General features: G+C 64.2%; 17 protein-coding genes. 8 read left to right on the top strand and 9 right to left on the bottom strand.

The genetic code is table 11. The features are described 5' to 3' along the window. Positions 1 to 52: 52 nt before the first annotated feature. The 5 genes from AC1DPF_RS01160 to AC1DPF_RS01140 all read right to left on the bottom strand — a co-directional run bounded on the left by AC1DPF_RS01160 (position 53) and on the right by AC1DPF_RS01140 (position 7,797). The gene (locus AC1DPF_RS01160) at positions 53 to 1,489 is read right to left on the bottom strand and encodes an aldehyde dehydrogenase family protein (protein WP_477866257.1); all 1,437 of its coding nucleotides are present in this window, start codon (positions 1,487 to 1,489) and stop codon (positions 53 to 55) included. A 99-nt stretch (positions 1,490 to 1,588) separates the two neighbouring features. Beyond that, positions 1,589 to 3,238 carry an acetolactate synthase large subunit gene (locus AC1DPF_RS01155; RefSeq protein ID WP_477866259.1) on the bottom strand — a complete coding sequence of 550 codons (1,650 nt, stop codon included), beginning with the start codon at positions 3,236 to 3,238 and terminating at the stop codon, positions 1,589 to 1,591. A gap of 127 nt (positions 3,239 to 3,365) precedes the next feature. Beyond that, complete coding sequence (gene cysS / locus AC1DPF_RS01150) at positions 3,366 to 4,898, bottom strand: cysteine--tRNA ligase (protein ID WP_477959267.1); 1,533 nt, start codon at positions 4,896 to 4,898, stop codon at positions 3,366 to 3,368. Positions 4,899 to 5,030: 132 nt separating this feature from the next. Continuing rightward, positions 5,031 to 5,729, bottom strand: coding sequence for a hypothetical protein (locus tag AC1DPF_RS01145; RefSeq protein ID WP_477866263.1), 699 nt, complete (start codon positions 5,727 to 5,729; stop codon positions 5,031 to 5,033). A 40-nt stretch (positions 5,730 to 5,769) separates the two neighbouring features. Further along, entirely contained in the window at positions 5,770 to 7,797 is a 2,028-nt protein-coding gene (locus AC1DPF_RS01140) for a CHASE2 domain-containing protein (protein ID WP_477866265.1), read from the bottom strand. Positions 7,798 to 7,925: 128 nt separating this feature from the next. Here AC1DPF_RS01140 and AC1DPF_RS01135 point away from each other — a divergent pair, with 128 nt between their 5' ends. The 3 genes from AC1DPF_RS01135 (at position 7,926) to ettA (ending at position 12,127) form a co-directional block, all read left to right on the top strand. Beyond that, positions 7,926 to 9,257: a DNA recombination protein RmuC gene (locus AC1DPF_RS01135; protein WP_477959266.1), complete on the top strand. Its 1,332-nt coding sequence runs from the start codon at positions 7,926 to 7,928 to the stop codon at positions 9,255 to 9,257. Positions 9,258 to 9,457: 200 nt separating this feature from the next. Next, a complete protein-coding gene (locus AC1DPF_RS01130) occupies positions 9,458 to 10,177 on the top strand; it encodes a glutathione S-transferase family protein (protein ID WP_477959264.1) in 720 nt (239 codons plus the stop codon). Positions 10,178 to 10,447: 270 nt separating this feature from the next. Then, entirely contained in the window at positions 10,448 to 12,127 is a 1,680-nt protein-coding gene (ettA, locus tag AC1DPF_RS01125; RefSeq protein ID WP_477959262.1) for an energy-dependent translational throttle protein EttA, read from the top strand. A gap of 45 nt (positions 12,128 to 12,172) precedes the next feature. On the opposite strand, the gene AC1DPF_RS01120 is transcribed toward ettA, so the two are convergent. Beyond that, the gene (locus AC1DPF_RS01120) at positions 12,173 to 12,580 is read right to left on the bottom strand and encodes a hypothetical protein (protein WP_477959259.1); all 408 of its coding nucleotides are present in this window, start codon (positions 12,578 to 12,580) and stop codon (positions 12,173 to 12,175) included. A gap of 69 nt (positions 12,581 to 12,649) precedes the next feature. Then, on the bottom strand, positions 12,650 to 13,282 hold the full coding sequence (locus AC1DPF_RS01115) for a carbonic anhydrase (protein ID WP_477866275.1): 633 nt from the start codon (positions 13,280 to 13,282) through the stop codon (positions 12,650 to 12,652). 66 nt (positions 13,283 to 13,348) lie between these two features. Here AC1DPF_RS01115 and lipA point away from each other — a divergent pair, with 66 nt between their 5' ends. Both lipA and AC1DPF_RS01105 read left to right on the top strand, forming a co-directional pair. Continuing rightward, on the top strand, positions 13,349 to 14,287 hold the full coding sequence (lipA, locus tag AC1DPF_RS01110; RefSeq protein ID WP_477959257.1) for a lipoyl synthase: 939 nt from the start codon (positions 13,349 to 13,351) through the stop codon (positions 14,285 to 14,287). A gap of 1 nt (position 14,288) precedes the next feature. Then, positions 14,289 to 14,774: a type II toxin-antitoxin system RatA family toxin gene (locus AC1DPF_RS01105; protein ID WP_477866279.1), complete on the top strand. Its 486-nt coding sequence runs from the start codon at positions 14,289 to 14,291 to the stop codon at positions 14,772 to 14,774. Here AC1DPF_RS01105 and AC1DPF_RS01100 read toward each other — a convergent pair. Next, positions 14,711 to 15,247, bottom strand: a complete 537-nt coding sequence (locus tag AC1DPF_RS01100; protein WP_477959255.1) for a CinA family protein — start codon at positions 15,245 to 15,247, stop codon at positions 14,711 to 14,713. The genes AC1DPF_RS01105 and AC1DPF_RS01100 overlap by 64 nt on opposite strands. 17 nt (positions 15,248 to 15,264) lie before the next feature. Further along, a complete protein-coding gene (locus AC1DPF_RS01095) occupies positions 15,265 to 16,410 on the bottom strand; it encodes a bifunctional 2-C-methyl-D-erythritol 4-phosphate cytidylyltransferase/2-C-methyl-D-erythritol 2,4-cyclodiphosphate synthase (protein WP_477959253.1) in 1,146 nt (381 codons plus the stop codon). An 87-nt stretch (positions 16,411 to 16,497) separates the two neighbouring features. On the opposite strand from AC1DPF_RS01095, the gene dusB reads away from it, so the two are divergent. From dusB to ntrC, 3 genes are read left to right on the top strand one after another with little or no spacing between them, the layout of a single operon-like run. Further along, positions 16,498 to 17,499: a tRNA dihydrouridine synthase DusB gene (dusB, locus tag AC1DPF_RS01090; protein ID WP_477959481.1), complete on the top strand. Its 1,002-nt coding sequence runs from the start codon at positions 16,498 to 16,500 to the stop codon at positions 17,497 to 17,499. Then, complete coding sequence (locus AC1DPF_RS01085; RefSeq protein WP_477959251.1) at positions 17,475 to 18,596, top strand: two-component system sensor histidine kinase NtrB; 1,122 nt, start codon at positions 17,475 to 17,477, stop codon at positions 18,594 to 18,596. Before dusB ends, AC1DPF_RS01085 begins: the two co-directional genes overlap by 25 nt. After that, positions 18,593 to 20,050, top strand: a complete 1,458-nt coding sequence (gene ntrC / locus AC1DPF_RS01080) for a nitrogen regulation protein NR(I) (protein ID WP_477866289.1) — start codon at positions 18,593 to 18,595, stop codon at positions 20,048 to 20,050. Before AC1DPF_RS01085 ends, ntrC begins: the two co-directional genes overlap by 4 nt. The last annotated feature ends 11 nt before the right edge of the window (positions 20,051 to 20,061 follow it).

The following is a 20,061-nucleotide window of genomic DNA, read 5'->3' as shown; positions in this document are numbered from 1 at the left end:
CGGAAGTTTATATCCCTCTTTAGCGTCGCAAGTGCAATCATTCAAAAGCTTATCAAGCGCTTCGACGACGAATCACGAGATTGCGAATCTCGGTCATGTCTTCCATCGCGAACTTGATGCCTTCGCGGCCGAGACCTGAATCCTTCACGCCGCCATAGGGCATGTTGTCGACGCGATAGCTCGGCACGTCATTGACGACGACGCCGCCGACATCGAGATCGTCCCAGGCGTCCAGAATCTTGAAGATGTCGCGCGTGAAAATGCCGGCCTGCAGCCCGAACTTGGAGTCGTTGACGATCTTCAGCGCCTCGTGCCAGTCGCTGAATCTCATCAGGAAAGCGGCCGGACCAAAGGCTTCCTCGCGATTGAGCTTGGTGTCGGGATCGACATTTTCCAGCAGCGTCGCCTCGAGCATCGCGCCCTCGCGCTTGCCGCCGCACAGCAGGGTCGCGCCCTTGCCGACGGCCTCCTGGATCCAGTTGTCGAGGCGCTGGGCTTCCTTCACGTCGATCATCGGGCCGACGAAAGTCTTTTCGTCATGCGGGTTGCCGGCAATCAGCGTCCTGGTCTTGGCCACCAGTTTGGCCTTGAAGGCGTCATAGACCGCATCGTGAACCAGGATGCGCTGCACGCCGATGCACGACTGGCCCGACTGGTAGAAGGCGCCGAACACGGTTCGCGTCACGGCGTCGTCAAGATCGGCATCGGCGTCAATCACCACCGCGGCATTGCCGCCGAGTTCGAGCACGACCTTCTTCTTGCCCGCCCGCGCCTTGAGATCCCAGCCCACGTCCGGAGAGCCGGTGAACGACAGCAGCTTGAGCCGATCGTCGGTGGTGAACAGGTCGGCCCCGTCACGCGCCGCAGGCAGGATCGAGAAGGCGCCCTTCGGCAGGTTGGTCTCGGCCAGTACCTCGCCCATGATGATCGCGCCGAGCGGCGTGCGGCTCGCCGGTTTCATCACGAATGGGCAGCCGACCGCGATCGCCGGCGCAATCTTGTGCGCGGCGAGGTTGAGCGGGAAGTTGAACGGCGAGATGAAGGAACAGGGGCCGATCGGCACCCGCTTCCACATCCCCTGATAACCCTTTGCGCGGGGCGCGATATCGAGCGGTTGGACTTCGCCCGTCATCCGCACCGATTCCTCGGCGGCGATGCGGAAGGTATCGATCAGGCGGCCCACCTCGCCACGCGAATCATTGATCGGCTTGCCGGCCTCGATGCACAGCGCATAGGCAAGCTCGTCCTTGCGCTCGGTGAAGCGATCGACGCAGTGCTGCAGCACCGCCTGGCGCTCGTAGCTCGCCATCTTCGCCATCGGCTCGGCGGCCTTGACCGCCCATTCGATGCCCTTCTCGATCGTCTTGGCATCGGCCAGCGCGACAAGCGTCGCGACCTCGCCGGTGAACTTGTCTGTCACCTTGAGATCAGTGTTCGGCTGCTGTGCCTCATTCGCGAGGTAGAGCGGGTAGGTATCCTGGAGTTTCATGGTCGGGTCGTCCAATTGTTCGTCCCCGCAAAAGTGGGGATCCATATGCTCGAAAGCCAGAGGTTATGGATCCCCGCCTTCGCGGGGATGAGGAGAGACCTAAACCTTCTTGCTGAGATCCTTGATGTCCTTGTTCAGGATCTGGTCGTTTTCCGAATAATCGACGGGGCAGTCGATCAGGTGAACGCCAGGCGTGTCGAGGCAATGCTTGAGCAATTTCGTCAGATGCTCGGAGCTTTCCACCCGATGGCCGATCGCGCCGTAGCTTTCGGCATATTTGACGAAATCGGGGTTGTCGTAGGTCAGGCCCCAATCGGCAAAGCCCATGTTCGCCTGCTTCCAGCGGATCATGCCGTAGGACGAATCGTTGAGGATCAGCACGGTGATGTTGAGCTTGAGGCGAACCGCCGTCTCCATCTCCTGGCTGTTCATCATGAAGCCGCCATCGCCGCAGATCGCCATGACCTTGCGGTCCGGATAGACCATGGCCGACGCCATCGCCGACGGCAGACCGGCGCCCATCGTCGCGAGCGCGTTGTCGAGCAGCACGGTGTTCGCCTGCCGCGCCGGATAGTTGCGCGCGAACCAGATCTTGTAGACGCCGTTGTCGAGGCAGATGATTCCGCTCGGCGGCACCGCCTCGCGGATCTCGCGCACCAGGAACGGCGGAAAGATCGGGAAGCGGGCATCCTTGTCGAGCGACGCGGTGTGGTCGACCTCGGCCTGGCGCGCCTTCATCATGAAGTCGAAGTTCCACGCGCCCGACGGCACGATGTCTTCCTTGATCTGCCAGATCGCATTGGCGATGTCGCCGATCACTTCGATGTGCGGGAAATAGACCGGATCGACCGACGCGGTGTTGGTGCTGACGTGGATGACCTCGCAGCCGCCCTGTTTCATGAAGAAGGGTGGCTTTTCGATCACGTCATGGCCGACGTTGATGATCAGATCGGCATGCTCGATCGAGCGGTGCACGAAGTCACCGGCCGACAGCGCGGCGCAGCCGAGGAACTTCGGATGGGTCTCGTCGATCGTGCCCTTGCCCAGCTGGGTGGTGACGAAGGGGATGCCGGTCTTCTCGATGAACTGGAGCAGCATGCGGCTGGTCATCGTGCGGTTGGCGCCTGCGCCGACCACGAGGACCGGCGACTTCGCGGCTTCGATCTTCTTGACCGCGGCGCGAACCGACTTCGGATCGGCGGTCGGGCGGCGAACCAGGCTGCGCTTCAGCGGGACGCTATCGGTATGCTCGTCGGCGATGTCCTCGGGGAACTCGATGTGGGTCGCACCCGGCTTCTCTTCCTCGGCGAGGCGGAAGGCTTCGCGCACGCGGCTCGGGATGTTGTCCGACGAGGCCAGCTGATGGGTGTATTTGGTGATCGGGCGCATCATGTCGACGACGTCGAGGATCTGGAAGCGGCCCTGCTTGGATTTCTTGATCGGCTTCTGGCCGGTCACCATCAGGATCGGCATGCCGCCCAGGAATGCATAGGCGGCCGCGGTGACGAAATTCGTGGCGCCCGGCCCTAGCGTCGCCATGCAGACACCGGTCTTGCCGGTGTGGCGGCCATAGGTCGCGGCCATGAAGCCGGCGCCCTGTTCGTGGCGGGTAAGGATGAGCTTGATCTTCTTGGAGCGCGACAGGCTGTCGAGCATGTCGAGATTTTCTTCGCCTGGAACGCCGAAGATATATTCGCAGCCTTCTTCCTCAAGGCACTGGATAAACAAATCGGATGCTTTGGTCGCCATGCTGTGCTCCCCCTGTTTGCGCCGCGCCCCTGTTGCGGTTCTGCAAGATCGGCGATTGCTATGTCATTTCGGCGACGGGGAACAGGGTTTTTTACGATCCGTTGCGGATTGATTCCGCACGATTGTTTCAGAGATCGAGAATCCAGTCCCACTGCATCGCACCTGCTCCATCCATTACTGCGACGCCACATTCCGCGAGTTCATCACGGATGCTGTCCGACGCGGCATAGTCCTTCGCAGCACGTGCCTGCTGCCGCGCGGCGATGCGGGTTTCGATCGTGGCTTCGTCGATTTTCGCATCCGCCGGGCGCAGCCGGAGGTCGACTCGGCCGGTCGTCAGCAGCGCCAACCCCAGCGCCATGTCCATGCTCGCGACGAGGCGCAGTTTCTCTTCCGCCGCGATGGCCTTGTCGGCGAGCGCCTGCTCGAGCAGCGGCAGCGCCTGTGGCACCATCAGGTCGTTCGAGAGCGCCGTATCGAACTGCGCCAGCAGCGCCTGCGCCCGGGCGCCCAGCCCGGCTTCTATGACGGAGCGCTGATAGGCCGCCGAAGCGCCCTTGCTCGCGCCCGCTTCGTCGATCAGGCGCAGCCAGTCGGGCGTGCCTGCCTGGCTGCGCACCTGCTCGGTCGCGATGATCAGCCGGGTCAGCCGGGTCAATGCCGCCGCCAGCGCCTCCGCCGAGAATTCCAGTTCGGACCGGTAATGCGCGGACAGGCAGAGCAGCCGATAGGCGAGGGGATGCACGCCCTTCTCGGCAACCCCGGCAAGGGTCGCGAAGCCGCCCTTGGATTTCGACATCTTGCCGCCGCGGTCCACCAGGAAGTTGTTGTGCATCCAGAAATTGGCACCCGTCCGCTCGGTGCCGGTAAATGCCTGGTTCTGGGCGATCTCGTTGCAATGATGGATCTCCCGGTGGTCGATGCCGCCGGTATGGATATCGAACTGGGTGCCGAGATATTTCATGCTCATCACCGAGCATTCGAGATGCCAGCCGGGCGCGCCGGGACCCCAGGGCGACAGCCATTCCATCTGGCGCTGCTCGGCGGCCGCCGATCGCCGCCACAGCGCGAAATCGGCCGGATTGCGCTTGCCTTCGACCTCCACGATGCGGCCGATCGTCTCGTCGGGACGGGCGCCGGCGAGGCGGCCGTAATCGGGCACCTTTGACGTGTCGAAGTACAGGCCGCTGTCGAGTTCGTAGCTTGCGCCTGCGTCTTCGATGTCGCGGGCGAATGCGATCATGTCCTGGATATGATCGGTAGCCACGCTCCACAGCGTCGGCGCGATGATGTTGAGGGCCTTCAGATCCGCCTTGAATGCATCGGTATAAAAGGCTGCAATTTCCCAGATCGTCTTGGAAGCGCGCGCGGCGGCGGCCTCCATCTTGTCGTCACCCTCGTCGGCATCCGAGGTCAGGTGGCCGACATCGGTGATGTTGATGACATGATTGACCGGCCAGCCCTTCCAGTTGAGCGCGCGGCGCAGGGTGTCGGTGAACACATAGGCGCGCAGATTGCCCAGATGCGCGAAGTTATAGACGGTCGGGCCGCAGCTGTAGAGCCGCACCATGGCGGGATCGACCGGCTCGAACGCGCGCATCGCGCGTGTCAGGCTGTCGAAAAGGATCAGCGGGGAGCCGGCGGGAGCGGTGTCGGTCATGCGCGCTTCCATAGGCGATAACTGCGGAGGCTCCAGAGGGATTTTGCTGCGACCTCGTCACGCCGGCGGGGATATGAAACGACAGGGGCCGGCGGATCGCTCCGCCAGCCCCTTCGGTCGATTGGCGAGCGATCAGCCCTTCGGATTGCCGTCCGGCAAGGCGACGGTCTGGATCAGCAGGTCCAGCTGTGCGTTGCAGCCTGCCTTGATCAGCGACTGGGCCATGTCCTCGAGCCCGGCGGTGGTGGGCTTCACCACGACGAACTTGAGCGATGTCGGTGCTTTTGCGCCTTCCCAGCTGAGCTTGTACTGGCCGCCGTCGGCAACCGGGACGCTTGCCGGCCACAGCGCTGCCGACTGGCCGGCGGCGAGATCGATCGTGCCCGATGCGCCCGCACCCGAGACGGTTACTGTCACCGGCTTCTCGGCATCGTGCCGCCATACCGTCACGGTCGAGGTGTCGGCGACGCACATGTTCGAACTGCGCGTGAGATCGACATACCAGACGTTGGGATTGCGGCCGCCGGTCTTGTCGGCACCGCTGACGCTGCGCACGGCTCCGATCCGGGCGCGGCGCTCGCCGCCGCCGGAGACCAGCGCATTGAGCGTCGACCCGGTGGTGGCAGCCGCGGTTGCGGTCGCGGTTGCGCTGAATGTGCCGGGGCCGCTCAGCGTGCGCGTGCCTTTGCCGTCGAGCAGCACGATAGAGTCGCCCGCTTTCAGGACGATCTTCGCGTTGTCGGGTATCGCCTTGCCCGCGGGGTAGGCCTTTGCCGACGGTCCGGCCGATCGCACGACCAGCGGCGCCGCGACGGCGGTTCCAGCCAGCATCAGGCCCATCATTGCCGCGACTGCAGCGCGCGGCCGGTTTTTATTTATCCAGAGCACTATACCCTCCTGGTCCAACCTCACGAAGTCGCTCTACCAGATTAGCGAGCGCTTTATCATCAGGATTCGTTACAGCCATTTGTTCGAACTCGGCCAATACCGTGACATCACCATCGTCGAATCTACGCAGCGTGTCTGTGAACTGTTGCACAGCTTCGGCGGAAAAATGTGGAACCGGCTCGAAGATGATCATCGGCGTCGATCGACCCGACACAGCGATGCGGCCCATCGGCCTGAAACAGGCCATTGTCGACTTCTCAACCACCGTGTCGCTCACCAGCGTCTTGGTTTTGAGATATTTGTTCGCGCCTTCCAGCCGCGACGCCGTATTCATGGAGTCGCCTAGCGCAGTGTACTGGATGCGCCCCTCACCGCCGAAATTGCCGACGATCGCCTCGCCCCGGTGGACACCGACGCGGGTGACGCCGATCGGCGGTACCCCTTCGGGCGCATCACGCCGGAACTGCTCACCCGCCTCGTACATCGCGATCGCGCATTTCACGGCGCGGTCGGCATCGTCGGGCCGGCTGATCGGCGCGCCCCAGAAGGCGACGATGGCATCGCCGACAAACTTGTCGATCGTGCCGCCATATTCGAGAACCGTCTCCGACAGAACGTCGAGATATCTGTTGAGCAGGAAGGCGACCATTTCGGGCTCGATCTGGTGGCTGAGCTTTGTGAAGCCCTCGAGATCGCTGAACAGCGCGAATATCTCGCGCTTCTCGCCGTGGAGCTGGAGCCGCTCAGGGTTCTTCATGATGTCCGCGGCGATGTCGCGCGGCAGATATTTGCCGAGCGCCGATTGTGCGAAGTTGCGCTGCTCCGAACCGATGCCGCGGGCCGCTGTGCCGACCGCCGAATAGGCGAAGATCCAGCCGATCAGCCAGCCAAACACCGGCAGCCCCTGGGTGTCCACATTGTTGAACTGCCAGATGAACGGCACCGCCACCACGCCCGCCGCCTGGATCAGCAGCATCAGGCTCAGCTTCCAGATCTTCATGTTGGACACCGCGGTCAGCGCGCCCAGCATCACGACCCCGATCGCGATAAGCCAGATGCCCCACGCCGGGATCTTGTTCGGCGTGACATTGTCGAGCATCTGCGCGAGCAGCGTGGCGTGGATCTCCAGGCCGATCGTCGTCTCGCCCTTCTGGATGCGCGAGGCCGGGGTGATGAACTGGTCGACATCGGGGATGTCGCCGCCGATCATGATGTAGCGGCCCTCGATCTGGGGTTTGAAAGCCTCGATCAGATCGGGGTTGGCGATCACCTCGATCGGGAATTTGTCGAACACCGGCCGATCCTCGAACTTCGGCAGCCGGTAGCGGATCGATCCGGTATAGTCGCGAAACCGCTCGAAGCCGCCGGTCAGCGAATTGGCCATCAGCGGCGGCAGCTCGCGGGGCTGGTTCGGCCAGCTGCGCATCACCCCGTCATCATCGGCGAGCAGGCGGATGCTGGTCGGATGGACGTTGCCGGGCTTCGTCTGCTTCAGGAAGTCGCGCAGGAAAGTTTCCTGGTCGAGCGTCATGAAAGTCTTGTTGGTCGCGTTCGACGCGAAGCCCAGATAGGTCGGCGTCTTCATCGTCCTGAAGGCGTCGATCAGTACCTGGTCTTCGGGCGTGGGCTGATCGACGAGAATATCGATGCCAATCGCCTTGGGCTGCATCTTGTCGAGCGCGAGCAGGCCCTTGGCCAGCATCGCGCGATCCAGCGGCGAACGGCGTCCGGTCAGGCGGAGCGTGTCCTCGGTGAAGGTCACCATCGCGATACGCGGGTCGGTCTCGACGCGCGGCGATGCGAGCAGCAGGCGAACGTCGAACAGTGCGCGCTCGGCGTCCTTGGCCAACATCATGTTCCAGCTGTAGCGGGCGAAGGCGAGGCCAAGGATCAGGAACATGGCAGTGACGACGAGGCGGGTCGTGCCGATCTGCTTGAGCAGCTTGCGCAGCGCCGGCCAGAATCTGTGCCAGCGCGCCGCCATTGACGCACCCCCGACGCTGTCCGGCATCCCCATCCCCCTAAACGCAACCCCGGCTCGATATTAGTGGCTGCGCCGGATATGGGAAGCGCCGAGTTGCGCTTGCATTCGCGGCCGAGGCACGGCACGGTTCGCTATCTGTTCCAGGGATTTACTCGATGTCATCGCTCGCCGCGCTCGCACTTCCGCTCTGTCTGCTCCTGGGACTCGCGCTCGGATGGTTCGCGCGCGGGCGAATGCAGGCGGGCGGCACCGCCGAAGCGGCAGATCTGCGCAGGATGCTCGAAACGGCGCGCGATGCGCTCAACCGCTCCGAGATCGAGCGATCCGGGCTTGTGGCCGAACGACAGGCGCGGGCCGAGGCGTTCGAGGCGCAACTGCGAGGTCTCCAGGAGGCGAAGGAGCAATTGTCCGCCCAGTTCGCCGAAGTGGGCGGAAAACTGCTCGACGTGGCCCAGCGCCAGTTTCTCGAACGCGCCGACCAGCGATTCCATCAGGCGGGCGAGAAGAGCGAAGCGCAGCTCAAGGCCTTGCTGACGCCGGTCGAATCGACGCTCAAACGCTATGAGGAGGGGCTGCAGCGGGTCGAGAAGGAGCGGGTCGATAGCTATGCAGGCTTGCGTGAGGCCGTCGACCAGGTCCGGGTCGGCCAGGGACAGGTCCGCGACGAGGCCGCCAAGCTGGTCAATGCGCTGCGCGCCAGCCCCAAGGCGCGTGGGCGCTGGGGCGAGCAGTCGCTGCGCAACGTGCTCGAACAGGCCGGGCTATCGCCTTATGCCGATTTCGCGACCGAGGTTTCGGTCGATACCGAGGACGGACGGTTGCGGCCGGACGTGGTGGTGCGCCTGCCCGGCGGCCGCAAGCTTATCATCGACGCCAAATGCTCGTTCAACGCCTATATGGATGCCAGCGAGCAGGTCGACGAGGCGTTGCGCCTGACCTTCCTGAAGGCGCATGCGGCGGCCCTGCGGACGCACGCCAGCCAGCTGGGCCAGAAAAGCTATTGGGATCGCTTCGGCGATGCGGCCGATTATGTCGTCATGTATATTCCCGGCGAACATTTCCTGTCGGCAGCGATGGAACAGGACGCCGGGCTGTGGGACTGGGCGCATGAACGCCGGGTGCTGATCGCGACGCCGATCAACCTGGTCGCGCTGGCCCGCACCGTGGCGAGCGTCTGGCGACAGGAAAAGATGGCCGACGAAGCGCGGCAGATCGGCCAACTCGGCAAGGAAATGTTCGAGCGGCTATCGGTCGCGGCGACGCACCTCAAGCGCGTCGGCGGCGGCCTCAACAGCGCTGTCGAGAACTACAACAAATTCGTGGCGAGCTTCGAGGGCCGCGTGCTGGTGACGGGTCGCAAATTCCGCGACCTCAACATCGAGACCGGTGGCAAGGAGATCGAGGAGATGCCGGCGATCGAGACGCGCGCGAGCGAACCGGTGGCCGACCTGTTGGCGGGGCCTGAGCAGATGGCAAAGCTCAACTGAATCCCATCCGCGGAGCCGCGATTGGCCGCCACCTGGCGGGGCCTGCTGCTGATCGAGGTCTGAAGGCGCAGGGCCTCGCCGCGGTCGAACGCAGCCGAGCGACCCGAATTGCGTGGAGCGGCTGACCTCTTGGCAGCTGCTATTGCCAGATAGGACATTGATCCCCAATTGGGCGCGACAGCAACCGCGCGGAGCATGACATGGCCGACCTTTCCCAATTTCCGATCATGCAGCGTTGGCCGGCCGCGCACCCCGACCGTATACAGCTCTATTCGCTCAATACGCCAAATGGGGTGAAGGTCGCGATCATGCTCGAGGAAACCGGGCTGCCCTATGAGGCGCATCTGGTGGATATTCTCGACAACCAGAGCCACACTCCCGAATTTCTCTCGCTCAATCCGAATGGCAAGATCCCGGCGATCATCGATCCCGACGGTCCCGGCGGCAAGCCGATGGCGCTGTCCGAGTCGGGCGCGATCCTGATCTATCTCTCGGACAAGACCGGCCGCTTCATTCCGGCCGATCCGGTGCTGCGCTATGAGACGATCCAATGGGTGTTCTTTCAGAATGCCGGCATCGGGCCGATGTTCGGACAGGTCGGATTCTTTCACAAATTTGCCGGTAAGGCCTTCGAGGACAAGCGTCCCCTGGAGCGCTATGTCAACGAGGCGAAGCGCCTGCTCGGCGTGCTCGACAAGCGCCTCGATGGCCGCGGCTGGATCATGGGCGACGATTACGGCATTGCCGACATCTCGACGCTTGGATGGGTTCGCAACCTCATCACCTTCTACGAGGCGCGCGATCTGGTTGAGTTCGATAGGTTGAAATATGTGCCGGGCTGGCTTGAACGCGGCCTGGCTCGTCCGGCGGTGCAGCGTGGCCTGGAAATCCCCAAGCGCGACTCGCCGCGCTCCCAATAGGGAACTTCGAATCCTTCGATTCGGACATTGGAGAAGCCCAGCGCCTTGGAGCCTCTCCACCGCCCAGTTGCGGGCGCAGGCGCAATCTGGGCGGAAAGAGGCGAGGCAAGCAGCGTGGGGAGGCGGCGCCCGGAGCGAGACGCGCGATCTTCGATAATTTCGTCATGATCTTGAAGCTTGCCAGCGGCTCGCCATTTGCCAATCGTCCAGCCGTCGGTTAGTGGCGGCGGCACATTTCCAGCCTTGATCATCCCATGAGGTCCGCGCCCGATGGCCGTGCAATATAGTTTCGTGATGAAGGGTCTCACCAAGACCTTCCCCGGTGCGAACAAACCGCTGTTCAACAATATCCACCTGCAGTTCCTGCCGGGCACCAAGATTGCGATCATCGGCGTCAACGGCGCCGGCAAGTCGACCTTGATGAAGGTCATGGCCGGCATGGACACCGAATATGTCGGCGAGGCCTGGGCTGCCGAGGGCCTGACGGTGGGCTATCTGGCGCAGGAGCCGCAACTCGACGCATCCAAGACGGTCAAGCAGAACGTCATGGACGGCGTCCGTCCGGTCGCCGACATGATCGATCGCTTCAACGCGATCTCCGCCGAGATGGGCGATCCGAAGGACGATACCGATTTCGACGCGCTGATGGAGGAAATGGGCGTCCTTCAGGAAAAGATCGACGCAGCCGACGGCTGGACGCTCGACAACCAGCTCGAGATCGCGATGGAAGCGCTGCGCTGCCCACCCGGCGACCTGCCGGTGACCGACCTGTCGGGCGGCGAGAAGCGCCGCGTCGCACTATGCCGCCTGCTGCTCGAAAAGCCCGATATCCTGCTGCTCGACGAGCCGACCAACCATCTCGACGCCGAGAGCGTGGCGTGGTTGGAACAGCATCTGATCGATTATGCCGGCAACGTCATCCTCGTCACCCACGATCGCTACTTCCTCGACAATGTCGTGGGCTGGGTGCTCGAACTCGATCGCGGCCGCGGCATCCCGTATGAAGGCAATTATTCCTCCTGGCTCGACTCGAAGTCGAAGCGGATGGAGCAGGAAGAGCGCGAGGACGCCGGCCGCCAGAAGGCGATCAAGGAAGAGCTCGAATGGATCCGGCAGAGCCCCAAAGCGCGCCAGACCAAGTCCAAGGCGCGTATCCGGGCGTTCGACGAGCTGGTCGAAAAGCAGAACAACCGCGCGCCCGGCAAGTCGCAGATTGTCATCCAGACCCCAGAGCGCCTTGGCGGCAAGGTCATCGAGGCCCAGGGTCTGACCAAGAGCTACGGCGACAAGGAACTCATCAAGGGGCTCGATTTCACCCTCCCGCCCGGCGGTATCGTCGGCGTGATCGGTCCTAACGGTGCCGGCAAGACCACGCTGTTCCGCATGATCACGGGTCAGGAAACCCCAGATTCGGGCTCGATCGACATCGGGCCGACGGTGAAGCTCGGTTTCGTGGACCAGAGCCGGGACGCGCTCGATCCCAAGAAGAATGTCTGGGAGGAAGTCTCCGAGGGACATGACATCATGACCGTCGGCAAGTTCGAGATGTCGACCCGCGCCTATGTGGGTGCATTCAATTTCAAGGGTCCTGACCAGCAGAAGAAGGTGGGCCAGCTTTCGGGTGGCGAACGCAATCGCGTCCATATGGCGAAGATGCTTCGCAAGGGCGGCAATGTGCTGCTGCTCGACGAGCCGACCAATGACCTCGACGTCGAGACCCTGCGCGCGCTTGAAGACGCCCTCGAAAATTTCGCGGGTTGTGCGGTGGTGATCAGCCATGATCGCTTCTTCCTCGATCGGCTCGCGACGCACATCCTGGCGTTCGAGGGCAACGGCCACGTCGAATGGTTCGAAGGCAATTTCGAGAGCTATGAGGAAGACAAGCGCCGACGGCTCGGCGACGCCGCCGACCGGGCGAGTGCGGGCACGTACAAGAAGCTGACCCGCTAAGCTCCGTCGGGACCGTCATTCCGCAAGGCGGGATGACGGTCCGGCTTACATATATTTCATCGGATCGGGCGTGGGCAGATCGCAGGCGCTCTTATAGCCCTTCTTGCATTCGGCCACCTGCGCCCGCCAGTCGCGCATCGCCATTGCATAAGCTTCCTGCTGGCGGATGAAGGTGGCGTCGGTCGAGAGAACCTCGCGATGATGGTCGCGCAGCGCCTGCTCATAAGCAGCCTTGTCGGCCTCATATTGCGCCTGGTTAGCATCATTCTGCGCCGCGACGGCAGATTGCGCCTGGGTCACCGCGGTGCCGACCTGATTGTTCAGCGCCTTGGTCTGGGGAACTTCGCGGGCATCGGCTGCCTGATGGGCCGCGTCGTTCTTGTTGCTCATCTGCGCGGCAAGCGGAGCGACCGCGATCAGCGCGGTGATGGCCAGGATGGAACGGGCAAACATGCTAAGCTCCTTTGAAAACACGGAGCCATAACGATCGATGTCCGGGCGCGTTCCCGATTGGTGGCCGCTCTATGCGGGCGAGAACCTGCCGCTTGCCTCGTCGAGCAGGTGCAACTGGCCGGTGGCGACGGCAAAATAGGCGCCGTGGATGCGCAGCCTGCCGGCCTGTTCCCGGACAGGGATGCAAGGGAAGGTACGAAGATTCGCGATCGATACCTTCACCGCTTCGAACTCCATCGCGCGGATCGCTTCCTCGCCCTGTCCATGCTTCGCCACGACGCGCTCGCGAGCCTCGTCGAGCATCGACATCCATTCGGCGATGAAGCCGCCTTCGCCGGGTGCGCTATGCTCGAACCGCTGGGTGAGCGCCGCCGCGCAGCCGCCGCAGCTCTGGTGGCCCAGCACGACGATCTCCGGAATCTCGAGCTGCGTCACTGCGAACTCAAGCGCCGCGGACACGCCGTGGCGGCCGGGCGTGGTTTCGAAGGGCGGCACCATGTTGGCGACGTTGCGAACCATGAACAGCTCGCCGGGCGATGTGTCGAAAATGATCGTGGGATCAACCCGGCTGTCCGAGCAGGCGATCACCATCAGCTTGGGGTTCTGCGCCTCGGCAAGCTCGCTCCAGCGCGCGCGCTGCTGCTGCCAGCCATTTTCCTTGAAGCGGTGGTAACCATCGAGGAGTGCTGCGAAGTCGGTCATGGGCAGCGCCCTAATCATGGTCGCGGGGGCTGGCAAGTGGTCGGCACATGGCTTATCTGGCTTGCGATGAGCGACCCCCTCCAGAACCCCGCCGCGCTGCGGCCCCGCAAGCCCGACTGGATTCGCGTGAAGGCGCCGATGGGGAAGGCGTTCAACGATACGAGAGCGCTGATGCGCCGCCTGAACCTCGCGACCGTATGCGAGGAGGCCGCGTGCCCGAATATCGGTGAGTGCTGGACCAAGAAGCATGCGACGGTGATGATCCTGGGGGACACATGCACCYGGGCCTGCGCATTCTGCAACGTCAAGACCGGCATGCCGCGCGCGGTCGACCTGTCCGAGCCGCAGCATGTCGCAGATGCGGCAGCCGAACTCGGTCTCGAGCACATCGTCGTCACGTCGGTGGATCGCGACGACCTCGCCGATGGCGGGGCATCGCAGTTCGTCAAGGTGATCGAGGCACTGCGCCGCACCACGCCGACCACCACGATCGAGATCCTGACCCCCGACTTTCGCAACAAGGCGGATGCGGCGATCGAAGCCATCGTTGCAGCACGCCCCGACGTCTACAACCACAATCTGGAGACGGTGCCGAGGTTGTATCCGACGATTCGCCCCGGTGCTCGCTATTATGCGTCGCTGCGCCTCCTGGAGACGGTCAAGCGGCTCGATCCGACGATCTTCACCAAATCCGGGATCATGGTGGGTCTCGGCGAGGAGCGGCTCGAAGTTCATCAGGTGATGGACGATATGCGTTCGGCCGGCATCGACTTCCTGACGATGGGTCAATATCTCCAGCCGACCCCCAAGCACGCCAAGGTGATCGACTTCGTCCCGCCCAAGACGTTCGAGGCCTATGCCGCGATTGCGCGAGCGAAGGGCTTCCTGCTGGTCGCCGCGACGCCGCTGACTCGGTCGAGCTATCACGCCGGCGATGATTTCGCGAAGCTGCGCGATGCACGCAACGCCGAACTGGCGCGCAAGGCACCTGTTCCGGTCGCCTGACATGCCGCGTCATAGCGAGACCCGCACGCTGCCCTACACGCCGGATCAAATGTACGATCTGGTTGCCGACGTGTCGTCCTATGACGAGTTCCTGCCGTGGATTTCGGCGGTACGAATTCGCTCGAACAGCGAGAGCGAGATGGTCGCGGATCTGATGGTGGGCTTCAAGGCGCTCCGCGAAAAGTTCACCTCGAAGGTGACCAAGCACAGGCCATCGGCGATCCATGTCGATTATGTCGAAGGGCCGCTCAAATATCTCCGGAACGACTGGAAGTTCACCAGCGACGGGCATGGCGGCACGATCGTTGATTTCACGATCGAGTTTGAGTTCAAGTCGCGCCTGTTCGAGATGGTTGCGGGCCAGGTGTTCGATCGCACGCTCAGGATGATGATCGGCGCGTTCGAGGATCGCGCCGCCAAGCTCTATGCGTCCTCGGCGAGGGTCGCCCCCGGCATCAGCAGTTCGAGCGCGCACAGCGCGGCCTGAAGCCGCACGCCGCCACGGCCGAGATCGCCGAAGTGGCGCTTGTCGGCGACGATATCCTCCGCGTCGCCGCCCTTGCGCGCCTGACCGAATACGACCGTGCCGACCGGCTTCTTGTCGCTGCCCCCGCCGGGGCCAGCCACGCCGGTGATCGCCACGGCGATGTCGGCGCCGCTCTGCTCGAGCGCTCCCCGTGCCATCGCCCAGGCGACGGCGATCGATACCGCGCCGAAAGTCTCGATCAGTTCGACCGACACGCCCAGCATCGAGATCTTGGCCTCGTTCGAATAGGTGACCAGCGACGCGCCCAACACGTCCGATGAGCCCGGAATCTCGGTCAGCGCCGCCGCGACCAGCCCGCCGGTGCAGCTTTCCGCAAGCGCGATCTTTCGGCCCTCGGCGCGATTGGCGTCGATCACGCGACGGGCAGCCTCGAGGAGCTCGGAGGGCAGGATGGTGTCTTGATGCTGTGGCACGATATGTCCCTGATACTCTAGATTTGCGGCACGCGCACGGTGACAATCGCCTGTGCCGCGATGCCCTCGCGCCGGCCGGTGAAGCCCAGTTGCTCCGTGGTCGTCGCCTTGATGCTGACCTGGCCGACCGTCAGCCCGAGCATTTCCGCGATTCGACCGCGCATAGCATCGCGATGCGGCCCGATTTTCGGAGCCTCGCAGATGATCGTCACGTCGACATGATCGATGATTCCGTGGCGATCCGCGATCAGGTCGCGCGCATGGGTCAGGAAAATCTCGGACGCCGCACCGCGCCATTGCGGGTCGGATGGCGGAAAATGGCTGCCGATGTCGCCCGCTGCGATGGTTCCGAGCAACGCGTCGACCAAGGCGTGGATCGCCACATCGGCGTCGCTGTGGCCTGCAAGGGCCTGGTCGTGCGCTATCGTGATGCCGCCGAGTTGCACCGCGTCGCCGGGTGCAAAGCCGTGAACGTCGAAGCCGAGCCCGGTGCGGCTGATCATCCGTGCGCGTTCGGCGCGCACGAAGTCGGCAGGCAGGGTCAGTTTTTCGAGCATTGGATCACCTTCGACGAGGGCGACATCGAGACCGTGGGCGCGCGCGACCTGGGCGTCATCGGTCGCCTCCCGGCTGGCATCCCACGCATGGTGCGCGGCGAGAATCGCATGCCGGCGGAAGGCCTGGGGGGTCTGGATACGGTTGAGCCCGGCGCGCGCGACGGCGTCGCCGAGCATCGCATCCCCCCGAGCCAAGGTGTCGACGACCGGCAGCGCCGGCACCGCGCCGTCGGCACGGTCCAGCGCGTCGAGCAGGCGATCGATGACTATTGCACGCAGGAAGGGGCGGGCGGCGTCATGGATGAGCACGATATCCGAATCGATCGACTCGAGCCCGGCGATGACGGAGTCGCGGCGCAGCGCGCCGCCGATGACGGGCTCCGGAAGAACGCGGCTGCCGATCGCCTCGTCATAAAGGAAGCGCTGATCCTCGCCGATCACCACCTGGACGCTGTCGATCGCGGGATGGCCGGCCAGCGCGTCGATCGCATGTGCCAGCACTGACTGGCCCGCGACGGCGATATATTGCTTCGGCACGGCTCCGCCGACGCGCATGCCCTGGCCGGCGGCGACGATCAGCCCGGCGATGCGATTTCTCCCCGACATGGCCGCGGGGCTTAGCCGACGCCGTGCTTGCCCGCCAGCCGCTTTGCGGCTAGAGGCGGTGCCGCTTTTTTAGGCAATATGGCTCTGATGACTCCTAGGCTTCGCCCCATCGATATCGGTTCCGTGCGGATCGATACGCCCGTCATTCTCGCGCCGATGACCGGGGTGAGCGACCTGCCGTTCCGGAAGGTCGTGCGGCGCTATGGGTCAGGCCTGAACGTCACCGAGATGATCGCCAGCCAGGCCGCGATCCGCGAGACGCGCCAGTCGGTGCAGAAGGCGCTGTGGGATCCGGCCGAGGAACCGGTGTCGATGCAACTCGTCGGCTGTACGCCGAGGGAAATGGGAGAGGCCGCGCGGCTCAGCCAGGATCGCGGCGCCGCGATCATCGACATCAACATGGGCTGCCCGGTGCGCAAGGTCGTCAACGGCGATGCCGGATCGGCGCTGATGCGGACCCCCGAACTCGCGGTCGAGATCGTCAAGGCGACCGTGAAGGCAGTCGACGTGCCGGTGACGCTGAAGATGCGGATGGGCTGGGATCATGACAGCCTCAACGCGCCTGAACTGGCCCGCATCGCGGAGGATGTCGGCGTGCGGATGATCACCGTCCATGGCCGCACCCGCTGCCAGATGTATAAGGGCTCGGCCGACTGGGCGTTCATCCGGCGGGTCAAGGATGCAGTGTCGATCCCGGTGATCGTGAACGGCGACATCTGTTCGATCGACGATGCCGTGACGGCGCTGGACCAGTCGGGTGCCGATGGCCTGATGATCGGCCGCGGCGCCTATGGCCGCCCGTGGCTGCTGGCGCAGGTGATGCAATATCTGCAAAGCGGCGAAGTCCGGCCAGATCCTTCGCTTGAAGAGCAATATCACGTAATCACAGCGCATTATCATGAAATGCTCGAATTGTACGGTAAGGACGTTGGCGTCAACATGGCGCGGAAGCATATCGGTTGGTACACGAAAGGCCTGCCCGGATCGGCCGATTTCCGCAACAAGGTGAACCAAGAGCCGCAGGCCGAGACGGTTCTTGCGATGCTCCGCGAATATTATGCGCCATGGCTCTCCCGGGCGGCAGCCTGATCCGCTTCGCCTGGCGGGGACCCGCGGCCGACAGGCCGACCGACTCTCCGTCTCCCGCAGAGATCATGGCGGTGATGGCGACTGCGGTGATGGTCATCGATCCCGAGGGCCGGGTGATCGAGATCAACGCCGCCTGCGAGTCGCTTCTGAACCTCAGCCGCACCCAGATCGTCGGCCGCGCGATCTTCGATGCGATCGGCCATCCGCTGAYGACGATGCCCAGCGATGCCCCATTCGCAGCTTATGACGTCGACATCACCCTGCCGGATCGGCGGCGGATGCGGGTCGACCTGATGGTTGCGCCGCTGCCAGACCGGCTTGGTTGGCGTGCTGTCTCGATCCATGGACATGCCCGCAGCGCACTCGGCGCCCGATCGATCGATCGTGAGGGCGGCACCCGCACTGCCGTGGCGGCCGCGGCGATGCTCGCGCATGAGGTCAAGAACCCGCTGTCCGCCGTTCGCGGTGCCGCACAGCTGCTCGAAACAACCTGCGACGAGGAGTCGCGCGGGCTCACCCGGCTGATCCGCGAGGAGGTGGACCGGGTCGCCGCGCTCATCGACCGCATGCAGGGTTTCACCGATACACGGCCCATCGAGATGGCTCCGCAGAACATCCATGCGATCCTCGGTCATGCTCGCGAGGTCGCGCTCAAGGGCTTTGCGCGTGGCCGGACGATCCGCGAAGTCTATGACCCGTCCTTGCCCGCGGTGCTCGGCCACCGCGATTCGCTGGTCCAGATCCTCATCAACCTGCTCAAGAACGCGGCGGAGGCGATGACCGACAGCGAAGGGACGATCACCCTGACCACCGCCTATCGCCATGGCGTGTCGATGCGCCGCGCGGATGGCGACGCGCGCCAGCCGCTGCCCATCGAACTCTGCGTGATCGACGATGGCCCCGGCGCGTCCGAGGAGATCGAGGGCCACCTGTTCGATCCGTTCGTCACGACCAAGCGCACCGGCAGCGGGCTGGGGCTGGCGCTGGTCGAGAAGCTGGTGTCCGATCAGGGGGGCATCATCGAATATGCGCGCGAAGGCACGCCGCCCAAGACGGTGTTCCGTCTGTTGCTGCCGCGCGCCCGGGTGACGGCATGACCACGCTCGGGGGCAGGGTGCTCGTCGTCGACGACGATGCCGCGATCCGCACCGTCGTCCGGGAGGCCCTGCGCCGAGCCGGCTATGTCGTGGAGACGGCGGCCTCGGTCGCCGAACAGCGCCGCCTGTTCGCCAGCTTCAATCCCCAGGTGCTCGTCACCGACGTCGTCCTTCCCGACGGCAATGGCCTCGACGTGATTCCGGAGGTGCTGGAAAAAAATCCCGGCCTTCCGATCATCGTCCTGTCTGCGCAGAACACCTTTACCACCGCGTTGCGCGCGACCGAGCAGGGCGCGTTCGACTATCTGCCGAAGCCGTTCGATCTCGGCGAACTGACCCGTGCGGTGGCCGATGCACTGGCCGCGCGGATGAGCAGCGGCAGCGCGCTGCGCGTTACCGAGGCCGCCGAGGACCTGCCGCTGATCGGCCGTTCGCCGCCGATGCAGGAAGTCTATCGGACGATCGCCCGCGTCGTCGCCAATGATCTGACCGTCCTCGTGCTCGGCGAGTCCGGCACCGGCAAGGAACTGGTGGCCCGCGCGGTCCACGATTTCGGGCCGCGCAGTTCGGCACCGTTCGTGGCGATCAACATGGCGGCGATCCCGCGCGAACTGATCGAGTCCGAGCTTTTCGGGCACGAGCGCGGCGCCTTCACCGGCGCCCAGGCACGCACCGCCGGCCGATTCGAACAGGCCCAGGGCGGCACGCTGTTTCTCGACGAGATCGGGGACATGCCGATGGAGGCGCAGACCCGGCTGCTGCGCGTCCTCCAGGCGGGCGAGTTCACGACGGTCGGCGGCACCCGCTCGATCCGCGCCGATGTCCGCATCATCGCCGCGACTCATAAGGATCTGCCGCGGCTGATAGCCGATGGCGGCTTTCGCGAAGATCTCTATTACCGGCTCAACGTCGTGCCGATCCGCTTGCCGGCGCTGCGCCAGCGCGGCGAGGACATCGGCGAGCTGGCGCGCTATTTCCTGGAGCGGGCAGCGGCCGACGGACTGCCGCGCAAGGCGCTCGATCCGGGCGCGATCACCCGTCTCATGCAGCATGGCTGGCCCGGCAATGTCCGCGAGCTCGAAAATCTCATGCGCCGCCTGGCCGTGTTGAGCCGCGAGGACGTGATCACGGCGGCGCTCGTCGAGCAGCAATTCCAGCAGCCGGCGATGATCGACACCGGGCCCATGGTCAGCGGCAATGGCGGCGGACTGGCGGACGCGGTCGAGCAGCATCTCGCCCGCTATTTCGCTACTTTCGGCCGCGACCTGCCCCCCGACGGGCTCTATGACCGCGTGCTGGCGGAGGTGGAGCGGCCGCTGCTCGAGCTTAGCATGGCGGCGTCGAAGGGAAACCAGTTGCGCGCGGCGCGGCTGCTGGGGATTAATCGCAACACTTTGCGCAAGAAGCTGACCGATCTGTCGATCGACGCGGTGGCGGCTCGCCGAGGCGACTGAGTCGGCCTCAA

The sequence above is a fragment of the Rhizorhabdus sp. P4_G6 genome (assembly GCF_056401045.1).
The sequence above is the reverse complement of the archived record's forward strand: the minus strand, read 5'-3'. Positions and strand labels throughout refer to the sequence as shown.